General features: G+C 62.8%; 14 protein-coding genes. All 14 read right to left on the bottom strand.

The window, feature by feature from the left end; translation table 11 throughout:
• Positions 1 to 50: 50 nt before the first annotated feature.
• Positions 51 to 1,463, bottom strand: coding sequence for a sodium:alanine symporter family protein (locus A7D27_RS05940; RefSeq protein ID WP_069564367.1), 1,413 nt, complete (start codon positions 1,461 to 1,463; stop codon positions 51 to 53).
• 177 nt (positions 1,464 to 1,640) lie between these two features.
• The gene (rnhB, locus tag A7D27_RS05935; RefSeq protein WP_069562149.1) at positions 1,641 to 2,243 is read right to left on the bottom strand and encodes a ribonuclease HII; all 603 of its coding nucleotides are present in this window, start codon (positions 2,241 to 2,243) and stop codon (positions 1,641 to 1,643) included.
• On the bottom strand, positions 2,243 to 3,376 hold the full coding sequence (gene lpxB, locus A7D27_RS05930) for a lipid-A-disaccharide synthase (protein ID WP_069564366.1): 1,134 nt from the start codon (positions 3,374 to 3,376) through the stop codon (positions 2,243 to 2,245). Before lpxB ends, rnhB begins: the two co-directional genes overlap by 1 nt.
• A gap of 3 nt (positions 3,377 to 3,379) precedes the next feature.
• Positions 3,380 to 4,156, bottom strand: a complete 777-nt coding sequence (lpxA, locus tag A7D27_RS05925; RefSeq protein WP_069564365.1) for an acyl-ACP--UDP-N-acetylglucosamine O-acyltransferase — start codon at positions 4,154 to 4,156, stop codon at positions 3,380 to 3,382.
• Positions 4,153 to 4,593, bottom strand: a complete 441-nt coding sequence (fabZ, locus tag A7D27_RS05920; RefSeq protein ID WP_044414358.1) for a 3-hydroxyacyl-ACP dehydratase FabZ — start codon at positions 4,591 to 4,593, stop codon at positions 4,153 to 4,155. The genes lpxA and fabZ overlap by 4 nt, the downstream gene beginning before the upstream one ends.
• 48 nt (positions 4,594 to 4,641) lie before the next feature.
• Complete coding sequence (gene lpxD, locus A7D27_RS05915) at positions 4,642 to 5,700, bottom strand: UDP-3-O-(3-hydroxymyristoyl)glucosamine N-acyltransferase (RefSeq protein WP_069564364.1); 1,059 nt, start codon at positions 5,698 to 5,700, stop codon at positions 4,642 to 4,644.
• Positions 5,701 to 5,702: 2 nt separating this feature from the next.
• Complete coding sequence (locus A7D27_RS05910) at positions 5,703 to 6,206, bottom strand: OmpH family outer membrane protein (RefSeq protein ID WP_069562145.1); 504 nt, start codon at positions 6,204 to 6,206, stop codon at positions 5,703 to 5,705.
• 45 nt (positions 6,207 to 6,251) lie between these two features.
• The gene (gene bamA, locus A7D27_RS05905) at positions 6,252 to 8,603 is read right to left on the bottom strand and encodes an outer membrane protein assembly factor BamA (protein ID WP_069564363.1); all 2,352 of its coding nucleotides are present in this window, start codon (positions 8,601 to 8,603) and stop codon (positions 6,252 to 6,254) included.
• A gap of 72 nt (positions 8,604 to 8,675) precedes the next feature.
• The gene (gene rseP / locus A7D27_RS05900) at positions 8,676 to 10,031 is read right to left on the bottom strand and encodes an RIP metalloprotease RseP (protein ID WP_069564362.1); all 1,356 of its coding nucleotides are present in this window, start codon (positions 10,029 to 10,031) and stop codon (positions 8,676 to 8,678) included.
• Between the two features lie 16 nt (positions 10,032 to 10,047).
• Positions 10,048 to 11,238: a 1-deoxy-D-xylulose-5-phosphate reductoisomerase gene (gene ispC, locus A7D27_RS05895; protein ID WP_069564378.1), complete on the bottom strand. Its 1,191-nt coding sequence runs from the start codon at positions 11,236 to 11,238 to the stop codon at positions 10,048 to 10,050.
• Positions 11,235 to 12,050 (bottom strand): phosphatidate cytidylyltransferase, encoded by an 816-nt coding sequence (locus A7D27_RS05890; RefSeq protein ID WP_069564361.1) that lies wholly within the window; start codon positions 12,048 to 12,050, stop codon positions 11,235 to 11,237. Before A7D27_RS05890 ends, ispC begins: the two co-directional genes overlap by 4 nt.
• Entirely contained in the window at positions 12,050 to 12,799 is a 750-nt protein-coding gene (uppS, locus tag A7D27_RS05885) for a polyprenyl diphosphate synthase (RefSeq protein WP_044414376.1), read from the bottom strand. Before uppS ends, A7D27_RS05890 begins: the two co-directional genes overlap by 1 nt.
• A 12-nt stretch (positions 12,800 to 12,811) precedes the next feature.
• The gene (frr, locus tag A7D27_RS05880) at positions 12,812 to 13,369 is read right to left on the bottom strand and encodes a ribosome recycling factor (RefSeq protein ID WP_044414379.1); all 558 of its coding nucleotides are present in this window, start codon (positions 13,367 to 13,369) and stop codon (positions 12,812 to 12,814) included.
• Entirely contained in the window at positions 13,366 to 14,109 is a 744-nt protein-coding gene (gene pyrH / locus A7D27_RS05875; protein WP_044414381.1) for a UMP kinase, read from the bottom strand. The genes frr and pyrH overlap by 4 nt, the downstream gene beginning before the upstream one ends.
• Positions 14,110 to 14,205 lie beyond the last annotated feature (96 nt).

Genomic DNA, 14,205 nt, shown 5'->3' with positions numbered 1-14,205 from the left:
ACCGGGCCCGATGGTAAAGCTACAGGTTTGCGCTCAATGCCTTGGCGAGGTCAGCGGCGGTCGTCCCAGATGCCAGGCTCCAGCTTCTCCTGGATCTCCGGGTACTGGCTGGCGTCGAAGGTCGGCAGCTTGCCGGCCTTGCGCTGTGCGTTGTAGTCACGGGCGAGCTTTATGGCCAGGTTGGAGAGCAGGAGGATGGCGATGAGGTTGGTAATCGCCATCAGCCCCATGGACACGTCAGCCAGGTTCCAGACGAAGGGCAGCGACGCCTGGGCACCGAACATCACCATTCCGAGCACCGCCAGGCGGAACGCCAGCAGGCCGCCCGGGTGGTTGTGCTCGAGGAATACCAGGCAGTTCTCGGCGTAGAAGTAGTTGGCGACGATGGAGGTGAAGGCGAAGAACAGGATGATCACCGCCAGGAAGTACTTGCCCCACAGGCCCACCTGGCTGGTCAGGGCGTTCTGCACCAGCATGATGCCCTCGCCTTCCTGCGGACCGGCCAGGAGGATGATGGCGGCCGAGGCGGTGCAGATAAGCAGAGTGTCAATGAACACACCGGCCATCTGCACATAGCCCTGGGAGGCGGGGTGCGGCGGATAGGGTGTTGCCGAGGCAGCCGCATTGGGGGCCGAGCCCATGCCGGCCTCGTTGGAGAACAGCCCACGCTTGAAGCCGTTCATGATCGCCGCGCCGATGCCACCGGCCGCTGCCTCATGCCAACCGAAGGCACTCTTGACGATCATTACCAGGATGCCCGGCAGTTCACTGGCCTGGGTGATGATCAGCACGACCGCCACCAGCAGGTAGGCCACGGCCATGAAGGGCACCGCCAGCTCGGAGAAGCGAGCGATGGAGCGGATTCCACCAAAGATGATCAGGGCCGTGATGCCCACCAGCACCACCCCGCTGACCCACAACGGCAGGCCAAACGCCCCTTGCAGGGCACCGCTGATGGTATTGGCCTGGACCGAGTTGAAGACGAAACCGAAGGCGAGGATCAGGAACAGCGAAAACAGCACGCCCATCCAGCGCGCCCCGAGACCCTTTTCCATGTAGTAGGCCGGGCCGCCGCGGAACTGCCCCTTGTCGTCACGGGTCTTGAACAACTGGGCCAGGGTCGCCTCGACGAAGCCAGTGGCCATGCCGACCATCGCGATCATCCACATCCAGAACACGGCGCCAGGGCCGCCCAGGGTGATGGCGACGGCGACACCGGCGACGTTGCCGGTCCCGACCCGGGCCGCCAGTGAAGTGCACAATGCCTGGAACGAGGAAATGCCGGAGTCATCCGCCTGGCGACTGCCCTTGAGCACGCTGAAGGTGTGCCCGAAATGGCGGAACTGGATCAGCCCAAGGCGGATGGTGAAGTAGAGGCCGCAGCCCACCAGCAGCCAGATCAGGACCTTGCCCCAGATGAAGCCGTTGAGCGAGTTGACCACTAGGTTGGCCATGTCTTGCATGAGGAACTCCTTGGGCCGCTTGTGGCGGCACTCAGTGAAACGCTGGAATACCCGGATGAAGTATCGCAGCGGAAAGAAGATCTCGCTGGGGCGCCCGGCAGCCGACTGAGAGGCAGCGCATGGCGTCCGCGAAGCCACACGGGCCTTGAGACGAGATCAGACGTTCAAAGTGGCGGATCAGCGCCCGATTTCGAGCAACTCCCGGACGGGCGCGAACGAACGCCGGTGGATCGCCGTGGGACCGAGGCGCTTCAGCGCCTCGAGGTGCACAGGGGTGGGATAGCCCTTGTGTCCGGCCAGGCCGTAGCCTGGGTAGAGCGTGTCCAGCTCGGCCATTTCACGGTCTCGGGAGACCTTGGCCAGAATGGACGCGGCCGCAATCGCGGGGACTTTCGCATCCCCCTGGACAACAGGTGCACAGGGTACCGCGAGCCTGGGGCAGCGATTGCCGTCGATGAGGGCCAGTTTCGGGGTCACGGAGAGCCCCTCCACCGCACGCTGCATGGCCAGCATGGTGGCGTGCAGGATGTTCAGTTGGTCGATTTCCTCGACCTCGGCCCGAGCAATGCACCAGGCCAGTGCCTTCTCGCGAATCTCGTCGAACAGCGCCTCGCGGCGTGCCTCGGAGAGCTTCTTGGAGTCGTTCAGCCCCTGAATCGGGCGTGCAGGGTCGAGGATCACCGCAGCCGTGACGACCGGGCCGCACAGCGGGCCCCGGCCAACTTCGTCAACGCCTGCCACCAGTTCCTCGACCAGGTCGAAGTCCATGCCCATCTGCATCAGCGTGCCTCCGCCAGTTGCAATACCGCCAGGGCGGCCTCTGCGGACGCATCACGACGCAGGGCGCGATGAATGGTGTCAAAGCCTTCGGTCTGTACCTCGCCGTCGTCGAGCAACGGCGACAGGGTCTGGGCCAGCGCTTCGGGGGTCGCAGCGTCCTGGATCAGCTCCGGCACGAGCAGGCGCTGGGCCAGCAGGTTCGGCAACGATACATAAGGGCTCTTCACCAGACGTCGCAAAATCTTGTAAGTGAGCGGCGCCAGACGATAGGCCACCACCATCGGGCGCTTATAGAGCAGCGCCTCCAAGGTGGCCGTACCGGAAGCGATCAGAACGGCATCGCAGGCAGCCAGCGCCAGATGAGAACGCCCATCGAGCAAGGTCAGCGGCAGGTCACGTCCCGCGAGCATCTGCTCCAATTGCTCACGGCGCGCGGCATTCGCGCACGGCAATACGAACTCGATTCCGGGGCGCAGCGCACGAAGCTGCTCGGCTGCATCCAGGAACAGCGCGCCAAGCTTGCCCACTTCGCCCCCCCGACTGCCGGGCATGAGCGCCACAACGTTGGACTCGACCGGCAGATCGAGGGCCAGGCGAGCAGCAGCACGATCAGCCTTGAGGGGGATGGTGTCCGCCAGCGGGTGACCAACGAAGCGGACAGGCACCTGATGCTCTTCGTAGAAGCGCGCCTCAAAGGGGAACAGGGTCAGCATCAGGTCGCAGGCATCACGAATCTTCAGCACCCGCTTCTGTCGCCAGGCCCACACCGAGGGGCTGACATAGTGCACGGTGCGGATACCCGCCTGATGCAGCTTGAGCTCGACGCCCAGATTGAAATCGGGCGCATCGATACCGATGAAGACATCGGGTCGGGCGTCGGTCAGGGTACGGATGAGGTGTTTGCGTCGCCGTAGCAGTTCGGGCAAGCGACCAAGCACCTCCACCAGGCCCATCACCGCCAGGCGCTCCATGGGGAAATAGGGAAGCAGCCCCTCGGCTTCCATCAAGGGACCGCCGACGCCGATGAACTCGACATCGGGGCGTTGGGCCTTGAGGGCTTTCATCAGGCCGGAGCCAAGGATGTCACCGGACGCCTCGCCAGCGACCAGCGCGATGCGCAGGGGACGGGCCATGGCTCAGCGAGTGATGCCGCGGGTGGACGACTGGATGGAGTCGCGGAAGACGGCCACCTCGGGGAACTGGACAGCGGATTCAGCCAGTTCGGCCAGCGCCTGCTCGACCGTCAGGCCCTGGCGATAAACCACTTTATAAGCCCTTCGCAACGCCTGGATGGCCTCGGCACTGAAACCGCGACGGCGCATGCCCTCGAAGTTCATGCTGCGAGCCTCGGCCGGGTTGCCGAACACGGTGACATAGGCCGGAACGTCCTTGCCGATTGCGGTGCCCATGCCGGAGAAGCTGTGCGCGCCGATGCGGCAGAACTGGTGGACCAGGGTGAAGCCGGAGAGGATGGCCCAGTCATCGACATGGACATGCCCCGCCAAGGCGGTGTTGTTGACCAGGATGCAATGGTTGGCAATCACGCTGTCATGCCCCACATGCACGTAGGCCATCAGCAGGTTGTGGTCGCCGATGGTGGTCTCGCCACGGTCCTGGATCGTACCGCGATGGATAGTGACACCTTCACGGATCACATTGTGATCGCCGATCACCAGGCGAGTAGGCTCACCCTTGTACTTCAGGTCGGGGGTGTCTTCCCCGACCGAGGAGAATTGGTAGATACGATTGTGACTACCAATGCGGGTCGGTCCCTTGATGACCACATGCGGACAGACCACGGTACCCTCGCCGATTTCCACATCGGGTCCAATGATCGACCAGGGGCCGACCTGAACACCATCCGCCAGCTTTGCCGACGGATCGATGATGGCGCGAGGGTCAATCAAACTCATAGTTTGCGTTCCGCACAGATGATCTCGGCCGAGCAGACTTCCTTGCCATCGACGTTGGCCTTGCATTCGAACTTCCAGATCCCGCGTTTGACGCTGAGGAAACGCGCCTCGAGGATCAGCTGGTCGCCCGGCAGCACAGGCTGGCGGAAACGCAGCTTGTCCGAACCCACAAAGTAGTAGAGGGTGCCGTCGGCCGGTTTGACGTCGAGCATCTTGAAACCAAGGATCCCCGCCGCCTGGGCCATCGCCTCGATGATCAGCACGCCCGGCATGATGGGGTGCTCAGGGAAATGGCCGTTGAAGAATGGCTCGTTGATGCTGACATTCTTGTAGGCGCGAATGCGCTTGCCCTCGATATCCAGGTCCACGACCCGATCCACCAGAAGGAAAGGGTAGCGGTGCGGCAGATATTCGCGAATCTCGTTGATGTCCATCATATTCCTGGAGCCTTGAATGGGGATTTGGGACGCGCGGCGCTGCGCGGGTCACGCATCAGATGAAGCATCCCCGCCCGGGGTCACTGCCGCCAGGCGCTTTTCCAGCTGTTGCAGGCGACGCGCCATGTCGTCCAGTTGACGAATCCGAGCGGCGCTCTTCTTCCAATCCGCCGCGGTCTGCATGGCGGTACCGGAGGAGTAGGCACCCGGTTCGGTGATGTTGCGGGTCACCATGGTCATTCCGGTGACGAACACGTTGTCGCACACCTCGATGTGCCCGACCATGCCGACGCCGCCTGCAATCATGCAGTTGCGGCCGATCTTGGTGCTGCCCGAGATGCCCACGCAGCCAGCCATGGCGGTATTGTCACCGACCTGCACGTTGTGGGCGATCATGATCTGGTTGTCCAGTTTCACACCGTTGCCGATGAGCGTGTCGGACAGGGCGCCACGGTCGATGGTGGTGTTGGCACCGACCTCGACATCGTCGCCCAGGGTCACGCCACCGATCTGCGCGATCTTCTGCCAGGCGCCCTTTTCCTTGGCGAAACCGAAGCCTTCGCCGCCGATCACGGCGCCGGACTGGATGACCACTCGCTTGCCGATCTTCACGTCGTGATAGAGGGTCACGCGCGGAGCCAGCCAGCCGCCTTCGCCGATGACGCTACGCGCACCGATGACACTGTAGGCACCGATGGTGACGCCAGGGCCTATGCAGGCACCTGACTCGATCACGACGCCGGGACCGATACTCGCACTCGGGTCGACCTGTGCATCCACAGCGACAACGGCGGACGGGTGGATACCCGCAGCAGCGACCGGCTTGGGATCGAACAGGTGCGACAGGCGCGCATACGCCAGGTAGGGGTCCGGCACCACCAGCGCATCCCCCGCAAACCCTTCGGCATCACCTGCAGTCAGCAGCACGGCACCGGCACGGGTCTCCGCAAGGAACTTGCGGTACTGAGGGTTGGCCAGGAAGGTCAGTTGATCCGAGCTGGCATCCTGCAGAGTAGCCAGCCCGCTGATCAGACGCGCTTCATTGCCGCGCACAGTGGCGCCAAGGCGCTCGGCCAACTGGCCGAGGGTGTAAGAGACGGCTGTCATGTTCAGCGCAGCTGGTTCATGCGCTCGATGACTTGGCGGGTGATGTCGAACTGCGGCTTCACGTCGATCACGGCACCACGCTCGAGCACCAGGTCATAAGAGCCCTTCTTCAGGACTTCTTCGACGGCCTGGTCCAGCTTCGGCTTCAGTTGCTTGAGCATGTCGCGATCGGCAACGGCCTTGGCTTCGTTCAGTTCCTTGGACTGGAACTGGAAGTCACGTGCCTTCTGCTTGAACTCGAGTTCGAGGCGCTCACGCTCGGCCTGCTGCATCTTCTCGCCATCCTTGACCAGACGGTCCTGAATGCGCTTGGCGTCGCTTTCCAGAGTCTTGAGCTTGTTCAGTTGGGGGCCAAATTTCTTCTCGGCATCGACGGCGTACTTCTTGGCAGCGTCGGACTCCAGGAGCGCCATTTGGTAGTTCAGTACCGCGATCTTCATTTCGGCAAACGCCGGGGTGGCCATCATGGCCGCGGCTACCAGAACGAGTTGAGTCAACTTACGCACGATGCACTCCTGCAACAAATACTGTTGTCGTCTTGATCAAAACACTTAGAAGGTCTGGCCCAGGGAGAACTGGAACACCTGGGTGTCGGCATTGTCGGGCTTCTTGATCGGCATGCCCAGGCTGAAGCTCAGCGGGCCCAGCGCAGTGATCCAGGTCAGCCCTACACCCACCGAGCTGGCAAGGTCGCCCAGGTTGATGTTGCTGCAGTTCTTCGCGGTGGACGAGCAACTGGTGTCGAACACGTTGCCCACATCCCAGAACAGCACGGTACGCAGCTGACGCTGGTCTTTCACGAAAGGCAGCGGGAACAGGTATTCGACGCCGCCCTGTACCAATACGTTGCCACCGAAAGGCAACGGGTCCTGATCCGGGTCAGCCAGGGTTCCGGGGTTGGTACCCTTGCTCGGTGTGCTGCGTGGACCGAGGCTGCTGTCCTCGAAACCACGAACGGAATTGAAACCACCGGCGAAGTAATGCTCGTAGAACGGCAACTCCGAAGTGGAGCCGTAGCTGTCGCCATAGCCCAGCTCCGTGTGCCAGCGCAGAGCGGTGTTCTGGGTCAGCGGGGTGAAGATCTGGCCACGGTAGTCGAGCTTGTAGAACGACAGGTCGCTGCCGGGAATGGTGGTCTCCAGCACCAGGCTCTGGGAGTGGCCTCGGGTCGCCATGACGCCCTTGTTGAGGGTGGACTCGGACCAGCCGATCGAACCCTTGAAGTTCAGGTACTTGTCGCCTTCGTTCTTGATGAAGTTGAAGATCTCATCAACGGTGTAGCGGCCCGTCCCGATTTCGTCCTGCTGTACGGTCAGGCCGAAGGTCAGGCGTGAGGTCTCGCTGATCGGGTAGCCAACGCTCACACCAGCACCCAGGCTGTCCACGGAGTAGCTGGAAACGTCCACGTCCAGCTTGTCGTAGTCAGTGGTGCGGTAGAAGGCGTTATAGCCCAGGCTGACGCCATCGACGGTCCAGTAGGGGTCGACAAAACCGAAGTTGTAGCGGGTCTGATACTCGGAACGGGTCAGGCCGATGCTGACCTTGTTGCCGGTACCAAGGAAGTTGTTCTGGCTGATGGAGCCGCCCAGGATCAGACCGGCGCTCTGGGCGAAGCCCACGCTGGCGGTGATCGAGCCGGAGGGTTGCTCTTCCACGCTGTAGTTCACGTCCACCTGGTCATCAGTGCCCGGCACCTGTGGAGTTTCGACGTTAACTTCCTTGAAGAAACCCAGGCGCTCGAGTCGGGTCTTGGACTGGTCGATCAGGTAGGTCGAGGCCCAGCCACCTTCCATCTGACGCATCTCGCGGCGCAGCACCTGATCTTCGGTCTTGGTGTTGCCGCGGAAATTGATGCGGTTGACATAGGCGCGCTTGCCCGGGTCGACGGCGAAGGTCACGGAGACGGTGTGGTCATCGTCGTGAGTCTGTGGGATACCGTTGACGTTGGCGAAGGTGTAGCCCTCATTACCCAGGCGACGGGTGATCAGTTCGGACGTAGTGGTCATCACCTTGCGGGAGAACACCTGCCCTTCCTTGACCAGCAGCAATGCCTTCACTTCCTCCTCGGGAACCTTGAGGTCGCCGGAGAGCTTCACGTCGCGAATGGTGTACTTCTGGCCTTCATCAACGTTGACGGTGATGTAGACGTGCTTCTTGTCGGGCGTGATAGACACCTGGGTAGAGGAGATGTCCATGTTGATGTAGCCGCGATCCAGGTAATAGGAGCGCAGGCGTTCCAGGTCACCGGAGAGCTTTTCGCGGGCGTACTTGTCGTCGTTCTTGAAGAAAGACAGCCAGTTGGTGGTCTTCAGCTCGAACAGATTGATCAGGTCTTCGTCGGGGAACACGGTGTTGCCGACAACGTTGATGTGCTGGATCGCCGCGACCGTACCTTCATTGATGTTGATTTTCAGCGCGACGCGGTTGCGCGGCTGGGGAATCACATCGGCCTCGATCTCGGCGGAGTAGCGGCCCTGGGCCACGTACTGCCGCTGCAGCTCGTTGCGCACGCCTTCAAGGGTCGCACGCTGGAAGATCTCACCTTCGGAGAGGCCAGATTGCTTCAGCCCCTTGAGCAGGTCTTCGGTGCTGATGGCCTTGTTGCCCTCGATCTCGATGCTGGAGATGGACGGGCGTTCGACTACGCTGATAACCAGCACGCTGCCATCGCGGCCAAGCTGGATGTCTTGGAAGAAGCCGGTCTTGAACAGGGAACGGGTGGCCTCGACCAGGCGACGATCATCAACCTGGTCGCCCACATTCAGCGGCAGGGCGCCGAACACACTGCCTGCGGATACACGCTGCAGGCCGTTGACGCGGATGTCGGAGATGGTGAAGGACTCGGCGTGAACTTTGCCGATCATGAGTGCGGCAAACACCGCGGTTAGCAGCAGGCGTTTCATGAAGTCCTTTTTTTCCAACTGATAATAAGGAATCTGCCGCATAGCGCGGCAGATCCGGAATTCAGTGACGCGTTACAGTCGGCTCAAGTCATTCACCAGGGCCAGAAGCATGACCCCAACGACCAGACTGATACCGATCTGTACCCCCCAAGCTTGCACCCGTTCTGACAATGGGCGGCCACGCGTCCACTCGATCAGGTAAAACAGCAGGTGCCCCCCATCAAGGACGGGAACTGGCAGTAGATTGAGAACCCCCAGGCTTATGCTCAGGTAGGCCAGGAAATTCAGGAAATCCCCCACGCCCGACTGGGCCGAAGCGCCCGCCACTTTAGCAATGGTTATCGGCCCGCTCAAGTTTTTTACCGAGAGCTCGCCGAGCAACATTTTCTTTAGGGAATCCAGAGTTAGCAGACTCATGGACCAAGTGCGTGCCGCTGCCTCAGCGACCGCATCCAGCGGCCCGAAGGCCACCTCGCGGAGCATTTCCGGCGGCCAGTCGACCGGCTTGACACCCACACCCATGAAACCCCGGCGTGCCTCGCCCTCCCCAGCACTGCCCAGGGTGATGGAGACCTCAGCTACGCTGCCGGCACGCTCATAGCGGACCAGGACTGGCTGACCGGCACGGGGGCGGACGTAGTCCACCAACTGCTGCCAGTCGTCCAGACGAACATCGTCCAGCGCGAGAATGCGATCCCCCACCTGCAGCCCGGCAACCTTGCCGGGCCCATCCGGCACTTCACCCACCACAGGCGGCAAGGCCGGGCGCCAAGGCGTGATACCGAGCGAACCGATGGTATCGGGCTCTTCAGCACCCTTGAGCCAGTTATCGAGCTGCAGTTGCACGGACGCATCGACGCTTGAGCCGGGCTCGCGAACCTGCACATCCAGTGTTCCGGACTCCCCCAGGCGACGCACGAGCTGGAGATTGACGCCGCCCCACCCGGTCACCGCCTTGCCGTCCACAGCGACGATTTCCTGCCCAGGCATCAGGCCGGCACGCGCCGCGATACTATCCGGCGCAACGGCGCCGACCACCGGGCGAACCTGCTGACTGCCCAGCATGGCCAACACCCAGAAGAACACCAGCGCCAGAATGAAGTTGGCCACCGGCCCCGCCGCGACGATGGCGATACGCTGGCCGACAGGCTTTCGATTGAAGGCTTGATCGAGCTGTTCGGGCGGAACCTCGACATCGACCTCACGCTCATCGAGCATCTTGACGTAGCCGCCCAGCGGGATGGCAGCGATGACGAACTCCGTGCCATGGCGGTCATGCCAACGCACCAGCGGCGTACCGAAGCCTACGGAGAATCGCAGCACCTTGACGCCACAGCGACGGGCCACCCAGAAGTGCCCGAACTCGTGGAAAGTCACCAGCACCCCGAGTGCTACCAGGGTGCCCACGAACATGTATAGCGCGCTCATCGAATCACCTTCGGGCTCAACGCCCGTTCCGAACCAGCCATTGCTGAGCCGCTGCACGGGCGCGAGCGTCCGCCTCGACCACGGCGTCGAGCGATTCGACCGCCAGCGCCGCCTCTCGGTTCAGCACCTGGTCGATGATACTCGCGATCTCGGTGAAGCGAATCCGCCGCTCAAGGAATGCCGCAACGGCAACTTCGTTGGCAGCATTGAGCATGGCCGGTGCACTGCCACCCGCCTCGGCCGCCTGACGAGCCAGGCGCAGGCAGGGAAAACGCCCCTCATCGGGCTCCTGGAAATCGAGCCGACCGACGCGGAAAAGATCGAGCGGCGCGACACCGGAATCCACCCGCTCCGGCCAGGCAAGCGCATGGGCTATCGGCGTCCGCATGTCGGGGTTACCGAGCTGCGCCAGCACTGAACCATCGACATAGTCGACCAGGGAATGAATGACGCTCTGCGGGTGGATCACCACCTCGACCTGGGAAGGTGCCGCATCGAACAGCCAGCAGGCCTCGATCAACTCCAACCCCTTGTTCATCATGCTGGCCGAATCGACAGAGATCTTCCGCCCCATGGACCAGTTGGGATGAGCGCACGCCTGCTCCGGCGTGACATTGTCCAGCGCTTCCAGAGGCGTCTCGCGGAAAGGCCCTCCAGAGGCCGTGAGCAGGATGCGCCGTACGCCGACCTGCGCCAGGCCACGCCCATAGTCTCCGGGCAGGCACTGGAAGATCGCATTGTGCTCACTGTCGATCGGCAGCAGCACTGCACCATGGCGGCGCACTGCCTGGATGAACAGGGCACCGGACATCACCAACGCTTCCTTGTTGGCCAGCAGGACACGCTTGCCCGCTTCGACCGCTGCCAGGGTCGGACGCAACCCGGCCGCGCCGACGATGGCGGCCATTACCGTATCCACGTCCGGATGTGCGGCGACTTCACATAGCCCCGCCTCTCCCGACAACACCTGGGTCCCGAGACCGGCAACCACCAGCGCCTCCTGCAGGACGCGCGCTGCTGGCGCATCCGGCACCACCGCGAAACGTGGCCGATGGCGCATGCACAGGGTTTGCAGTTCAGCCAGGCGGGAAAAGCCGCTGATAGCGAAGACTTCATAACGCAAAGGGTGGCGAGCAATCACATCCAGGGTGCTGAGCCCGATGGAGCCCGTGGCCCCCAGCACCGAAACGCGCAGAGGACGGCTCACAATGCGCCCCAACCCGCGGCCCACAACAGGGTGGCGAACACAGGGATAGCGGCGGTCAGACTGTCTATGCGATCCAGCACACCGCCATGACCGGGCAGCAGGCTGCTGCTGTCCTTGATGCCGGACTGGCGCTTGAACATGCTCTCGGTCAGATCACCTACCACCGAGATAAGCACCACCACGGCCGCGCCCAGCAACCCCAGCACGAGCTCACCGGTGGACCAACCGCGGTAGAGACCGACACACAGAGTGATGACGAGGCAGGTGATGAGCCCGCCGATCAGCCCTTCCCAACTCTTGCCGGGACTCACCGCGGGAGCCAGCTTGCGCTTGCCGAAGGTCTTGCCGGAGAAGTAGGCACCGATGTCAGCCGCCCAGACCAGCACCATGACTGCCAGGATGAGCAGATTAGCCAGCGGCCACTGCTTGAACAGCACCAGCCCTTGCCAGGCCGGCAGCAGGATCAGCAGACCGATCACCCACTTGCTGGCCTGGGCCCGCCAATGCCGACTGCTTTCGGGATAGCCCAGCACCAGGACGGTGGCAGCCCCCCACCAGAGCACGCCCAGCAGCAGGACCAGCGGCGCCAACGCCGGCAATTGATAAAGGGCCAGCAGCGCCACGGCGACGACAGCGGCATAGCCGATACGGACGCCCTGGGACTCATGCCCTGCCAGGCGCGCCCACTCCCAAGCTCCAAGCGTCACCACGGCACCGATGAACAGCGCAAAGGCCGCTCCATCCAGGAGGAAGAAGCCACCAAGGGCGAGCGGCAGCAGCACCAGAGCGGTGATGATTCGTTGCTTGAGCATCAGGGACGGGCCTCGGCCTCTATTTGTTCACTGGTCTTGCCGAAGCGGCGCTGGCGCGTCGCGAAGTCCGCCAGAGCCTTGCGCATGGCGTCATGCTTGAAGTCGGGCCAGAACAGATCGGAAAAATAAAGCTCGGCGTATGCCAGCTGCCAGAGCAGGAAATTACTGATGCGATGCTCACCACCGGTGCGGATGCACAGGTCGGGGAGCGGCAGGTCACCCGTGGCCAGGCAGTTCTGCAGGAGCCCGGGCGTGATCTCGTCCACCTGGAGGTGGCCGGCCTGGACTTCGCGCGCCAGCCGTTGCGCAGCCTGGGTGATATCCCACTGCCCGCCGTAGTTGGCGGCGATCTGCAAGGTGAAACGATTGTGCCCCGCCGTCAGCAGTTCGGCCTCGCGCATGGCGGCCTGCAGCTCGGGGTGGAAACGGGAACGGTCGCCGATGATACGCAGACGGATGCCGTTGTCATTGAGCCGCCGCGCCTCGCGCCGCAGGGCGCCGAGGAACAGCTCCATGAGCGCGCTGACCTCGTCGGCCGGCCGCTGCCAGTTCTCACTGGAGAAGGCGAACAGGGTGAGCACATCCACCCCTGCATCCGCGCAGACCTCAATGACCGCACGGACCGCGTCGACGCCGGCCTTGTGGCCGGCGACGCCGGGGAGCAGGCGCTTCTTGGCCCAGCGATTGTTGCCATCCATGATGATCGCCACATGCCGCGGGACCGCTGGAGAAACGCCTTTCTTTTCCATTTCAGAACGCCGTCAGACCGCCATCAGGTCGGCTTCTTTGGCCTCCAGGGCCTTGTCGATCTCGCCAACGTACTTGTCGGTGAGCTTCTGGACCTCATCAGCAGCACGACGCTCTTCGTCTTCGCTGATTTCCTTTTCCTTCACCAGGTCCTTCAGCTGAGCGAGCGCATCACGACGGATGTTGCGCACGGCCACGCGGGAGTTCTCGGCTTCGGCGCGGGCCTGCTTGGTGTAACCCTTGCGGGTTTCCTCGGTCAGGGCCGGCATCGGAACGCGAATGGTGGTGCCGGCGGTAGCCGGATTCAGGCCCAGGTCGGAGGTCATGATGGCCTTCTCGACCGCCTGGATCATGCTCTTGTCGAACACGGTCAGGGCCAGGGTGCGGGAGTCCTCGGCCACTACGTTGGCGACCTGGCGCAGAGGAGTATCGGCGCCGTAGTAGGAGACCATCACGCTGTCCAGGATGCTCGGGTGAGCACGGCCGGTGCGGATCTTGGCGAAGGCGTGATCCAGGGCCTCCAGGGTTTTCTTCATGCGCTCCTGCGCGTCCTTCTTGATCTCGTTGATCATTGTTCGCCCTCCTCGATCAGGGTTCCTTCGGCACCGCCCACCACGATATTCAGCAGGGCACCGGGCTTGTTCATATTGAAGACCCGCAGCGGCATCTGCTGGTCACGGCACAGGCAGATGGCGGTCAGGTCCATCACCCCCAGCTTGCGATCCAGCACCTCGTCGTAGGTCAGGCGCTCGAACTTCTCGGCATTGGGGTCCTTGAAGGGATCGGCAGTGTACACGCCATCCACCTTGGTCGCCTTCAGCACGACGTCGGCATCGATCTCGATGGCCCGCAGGCAGGCAGCCGAGTCAGTGGTGAAGAAGGGGTTGCCGGTGCCGGCGGAGAAGATCACCACTTCACCACTCTTGAGGTGGCGCATCGCCTTGCGGCGGTCGTAGTGATCAGTCACGCCAACCATGGAGATGGCCGACATCACCAGCGCGGGAATGTTGGAGCGCTCCAGGGCATCGCGCATGGCCAGGCCGTTCATCACGGTGGCCAGCATGCCCATGTGGTCGCCGGTCACCCGGTCCATGCCGGCCGCACTGAGGGCCGCGCCACGGAACAGGTTGCCACCACCGATCACCAGGCCGACCTGGACACCGATGCCGACCAGTTGACCGATCTCCAGCGCCATGCGGTCCAGGACTTTCGGATCGATACCGAACTCCTCGGACCCCATCAGCGCTTCGCCGCTGAGTTTGAGCAGAATGCGTTTATAGCGAGGTTGACGACCACTCACCTGCTGAGCCATTACGAGTCTCTCCTGCGGCGTTTTTCGAATTCATGGGCCAAAGGCCCGGTACGCGGGGCACGGCACTGGCCGTGCCGATGGCGAACGCCAGGCGCA

Origin of the sequence: Pseudomonas sp. 1D4 (genome assembly GCF_001728925.1) — a bacterium.
GTDB lineage: Bacteria > Pseudomonadota > Gammaproteobacteria > Pseudomonadales > Pseudomonadaceae > Metapseudomonas > Metapseudomonas otitidis.
Note: the sequence above shows the minus strand (reverse complement) of the source record. Positions and strands in the feature narration are given on the sequence as shown.

Excerpts from the sequence above, each read along its gene's own strand:
- A7D27_RS05940 (WP_069564367.1), bottom strand. The coding sequence starts at position 1,463 with ATGCAAGACATGGCCAACCTAGTGGTCAACTCGCTCAACGGCTTCATC.
- rnhB (WP_069562149.1), bottom strand. The coding sequence starts at position 2,243 with ATGCAGATGGGCATGGACTTCGACCTGGTCGAGGAACTGGTGGCAGGC.
- lpxB (WP_069564366.1), bottom strand. The coding sequence starts at position 3,376 with ATGGCCCGTCCCCTGCGCATCGCGCTGGTCGCTGGCGAGGCGTCCGGT.
- lpxA (WP_069564365.1), bottom strand. The coding sequence starts at position 4,156 with ATGAGTTTGATTGACCCTCGCGCCATCATCGATCCGTCGGCAAAGCTG.
- fabZ (WP_044414358.1), bottom strand. The coding sequence starts at position 4,593 with ATGATGGACATCAACGAGATTCGCGAATATCTGCCGCACCGCTACCCT.
- lpxD (WP_069564364.1), bottom strand. The coding sequence starts at position 5,700 with ATGACAGCCGTCTCTTACACCCTCGGCCAGTTGGCCGAGCGCCTTGGC.
- bamA (WP_069564363.1), bottom strand. The coding sequence starts at position 8,603 with ATGAAACGCCTGCTGCTAACCGCGGTGTTTGCCGCACTCATGATCGGC.
- rseP (WP_069564362.1), bottom strand. The coding sequence starts at position 10,031 with ATGAGCGCGCTATACATGTTCGTGGGCACCCTGGTAGCACTCGGGGTG.
- A7D27_RS05890 (WP_069564361.1), bottom strand. The coding sequence starts at position 12,050 with ATGCTCAAGCAACGAATCATCACCGCTCTGGTGCTGCTGCCGCTCGCC.
- uppS (WP_044414376.1), bottom strand. The coding sequence starts at position 12,799 with ATGGAAAAGAAAGGCGTTTCTCCAGCGGTCCCGCGGCATGTGGCGATC.
- frr (WP_044414379.1), bottom strand. The coding sequence starts at position 13,369 with ATGATCAACGAGATCAAGAAGGACGCGCAGGAGCGCATGAAGAAAACC.
- pyrH (WP_044414381.1), bottom strand. The coding sequence starts at position 14,109 with ATGGCTCAGCAGGTGAGTGGTCGTCAACCTCGCTATAAACGCATTCTG.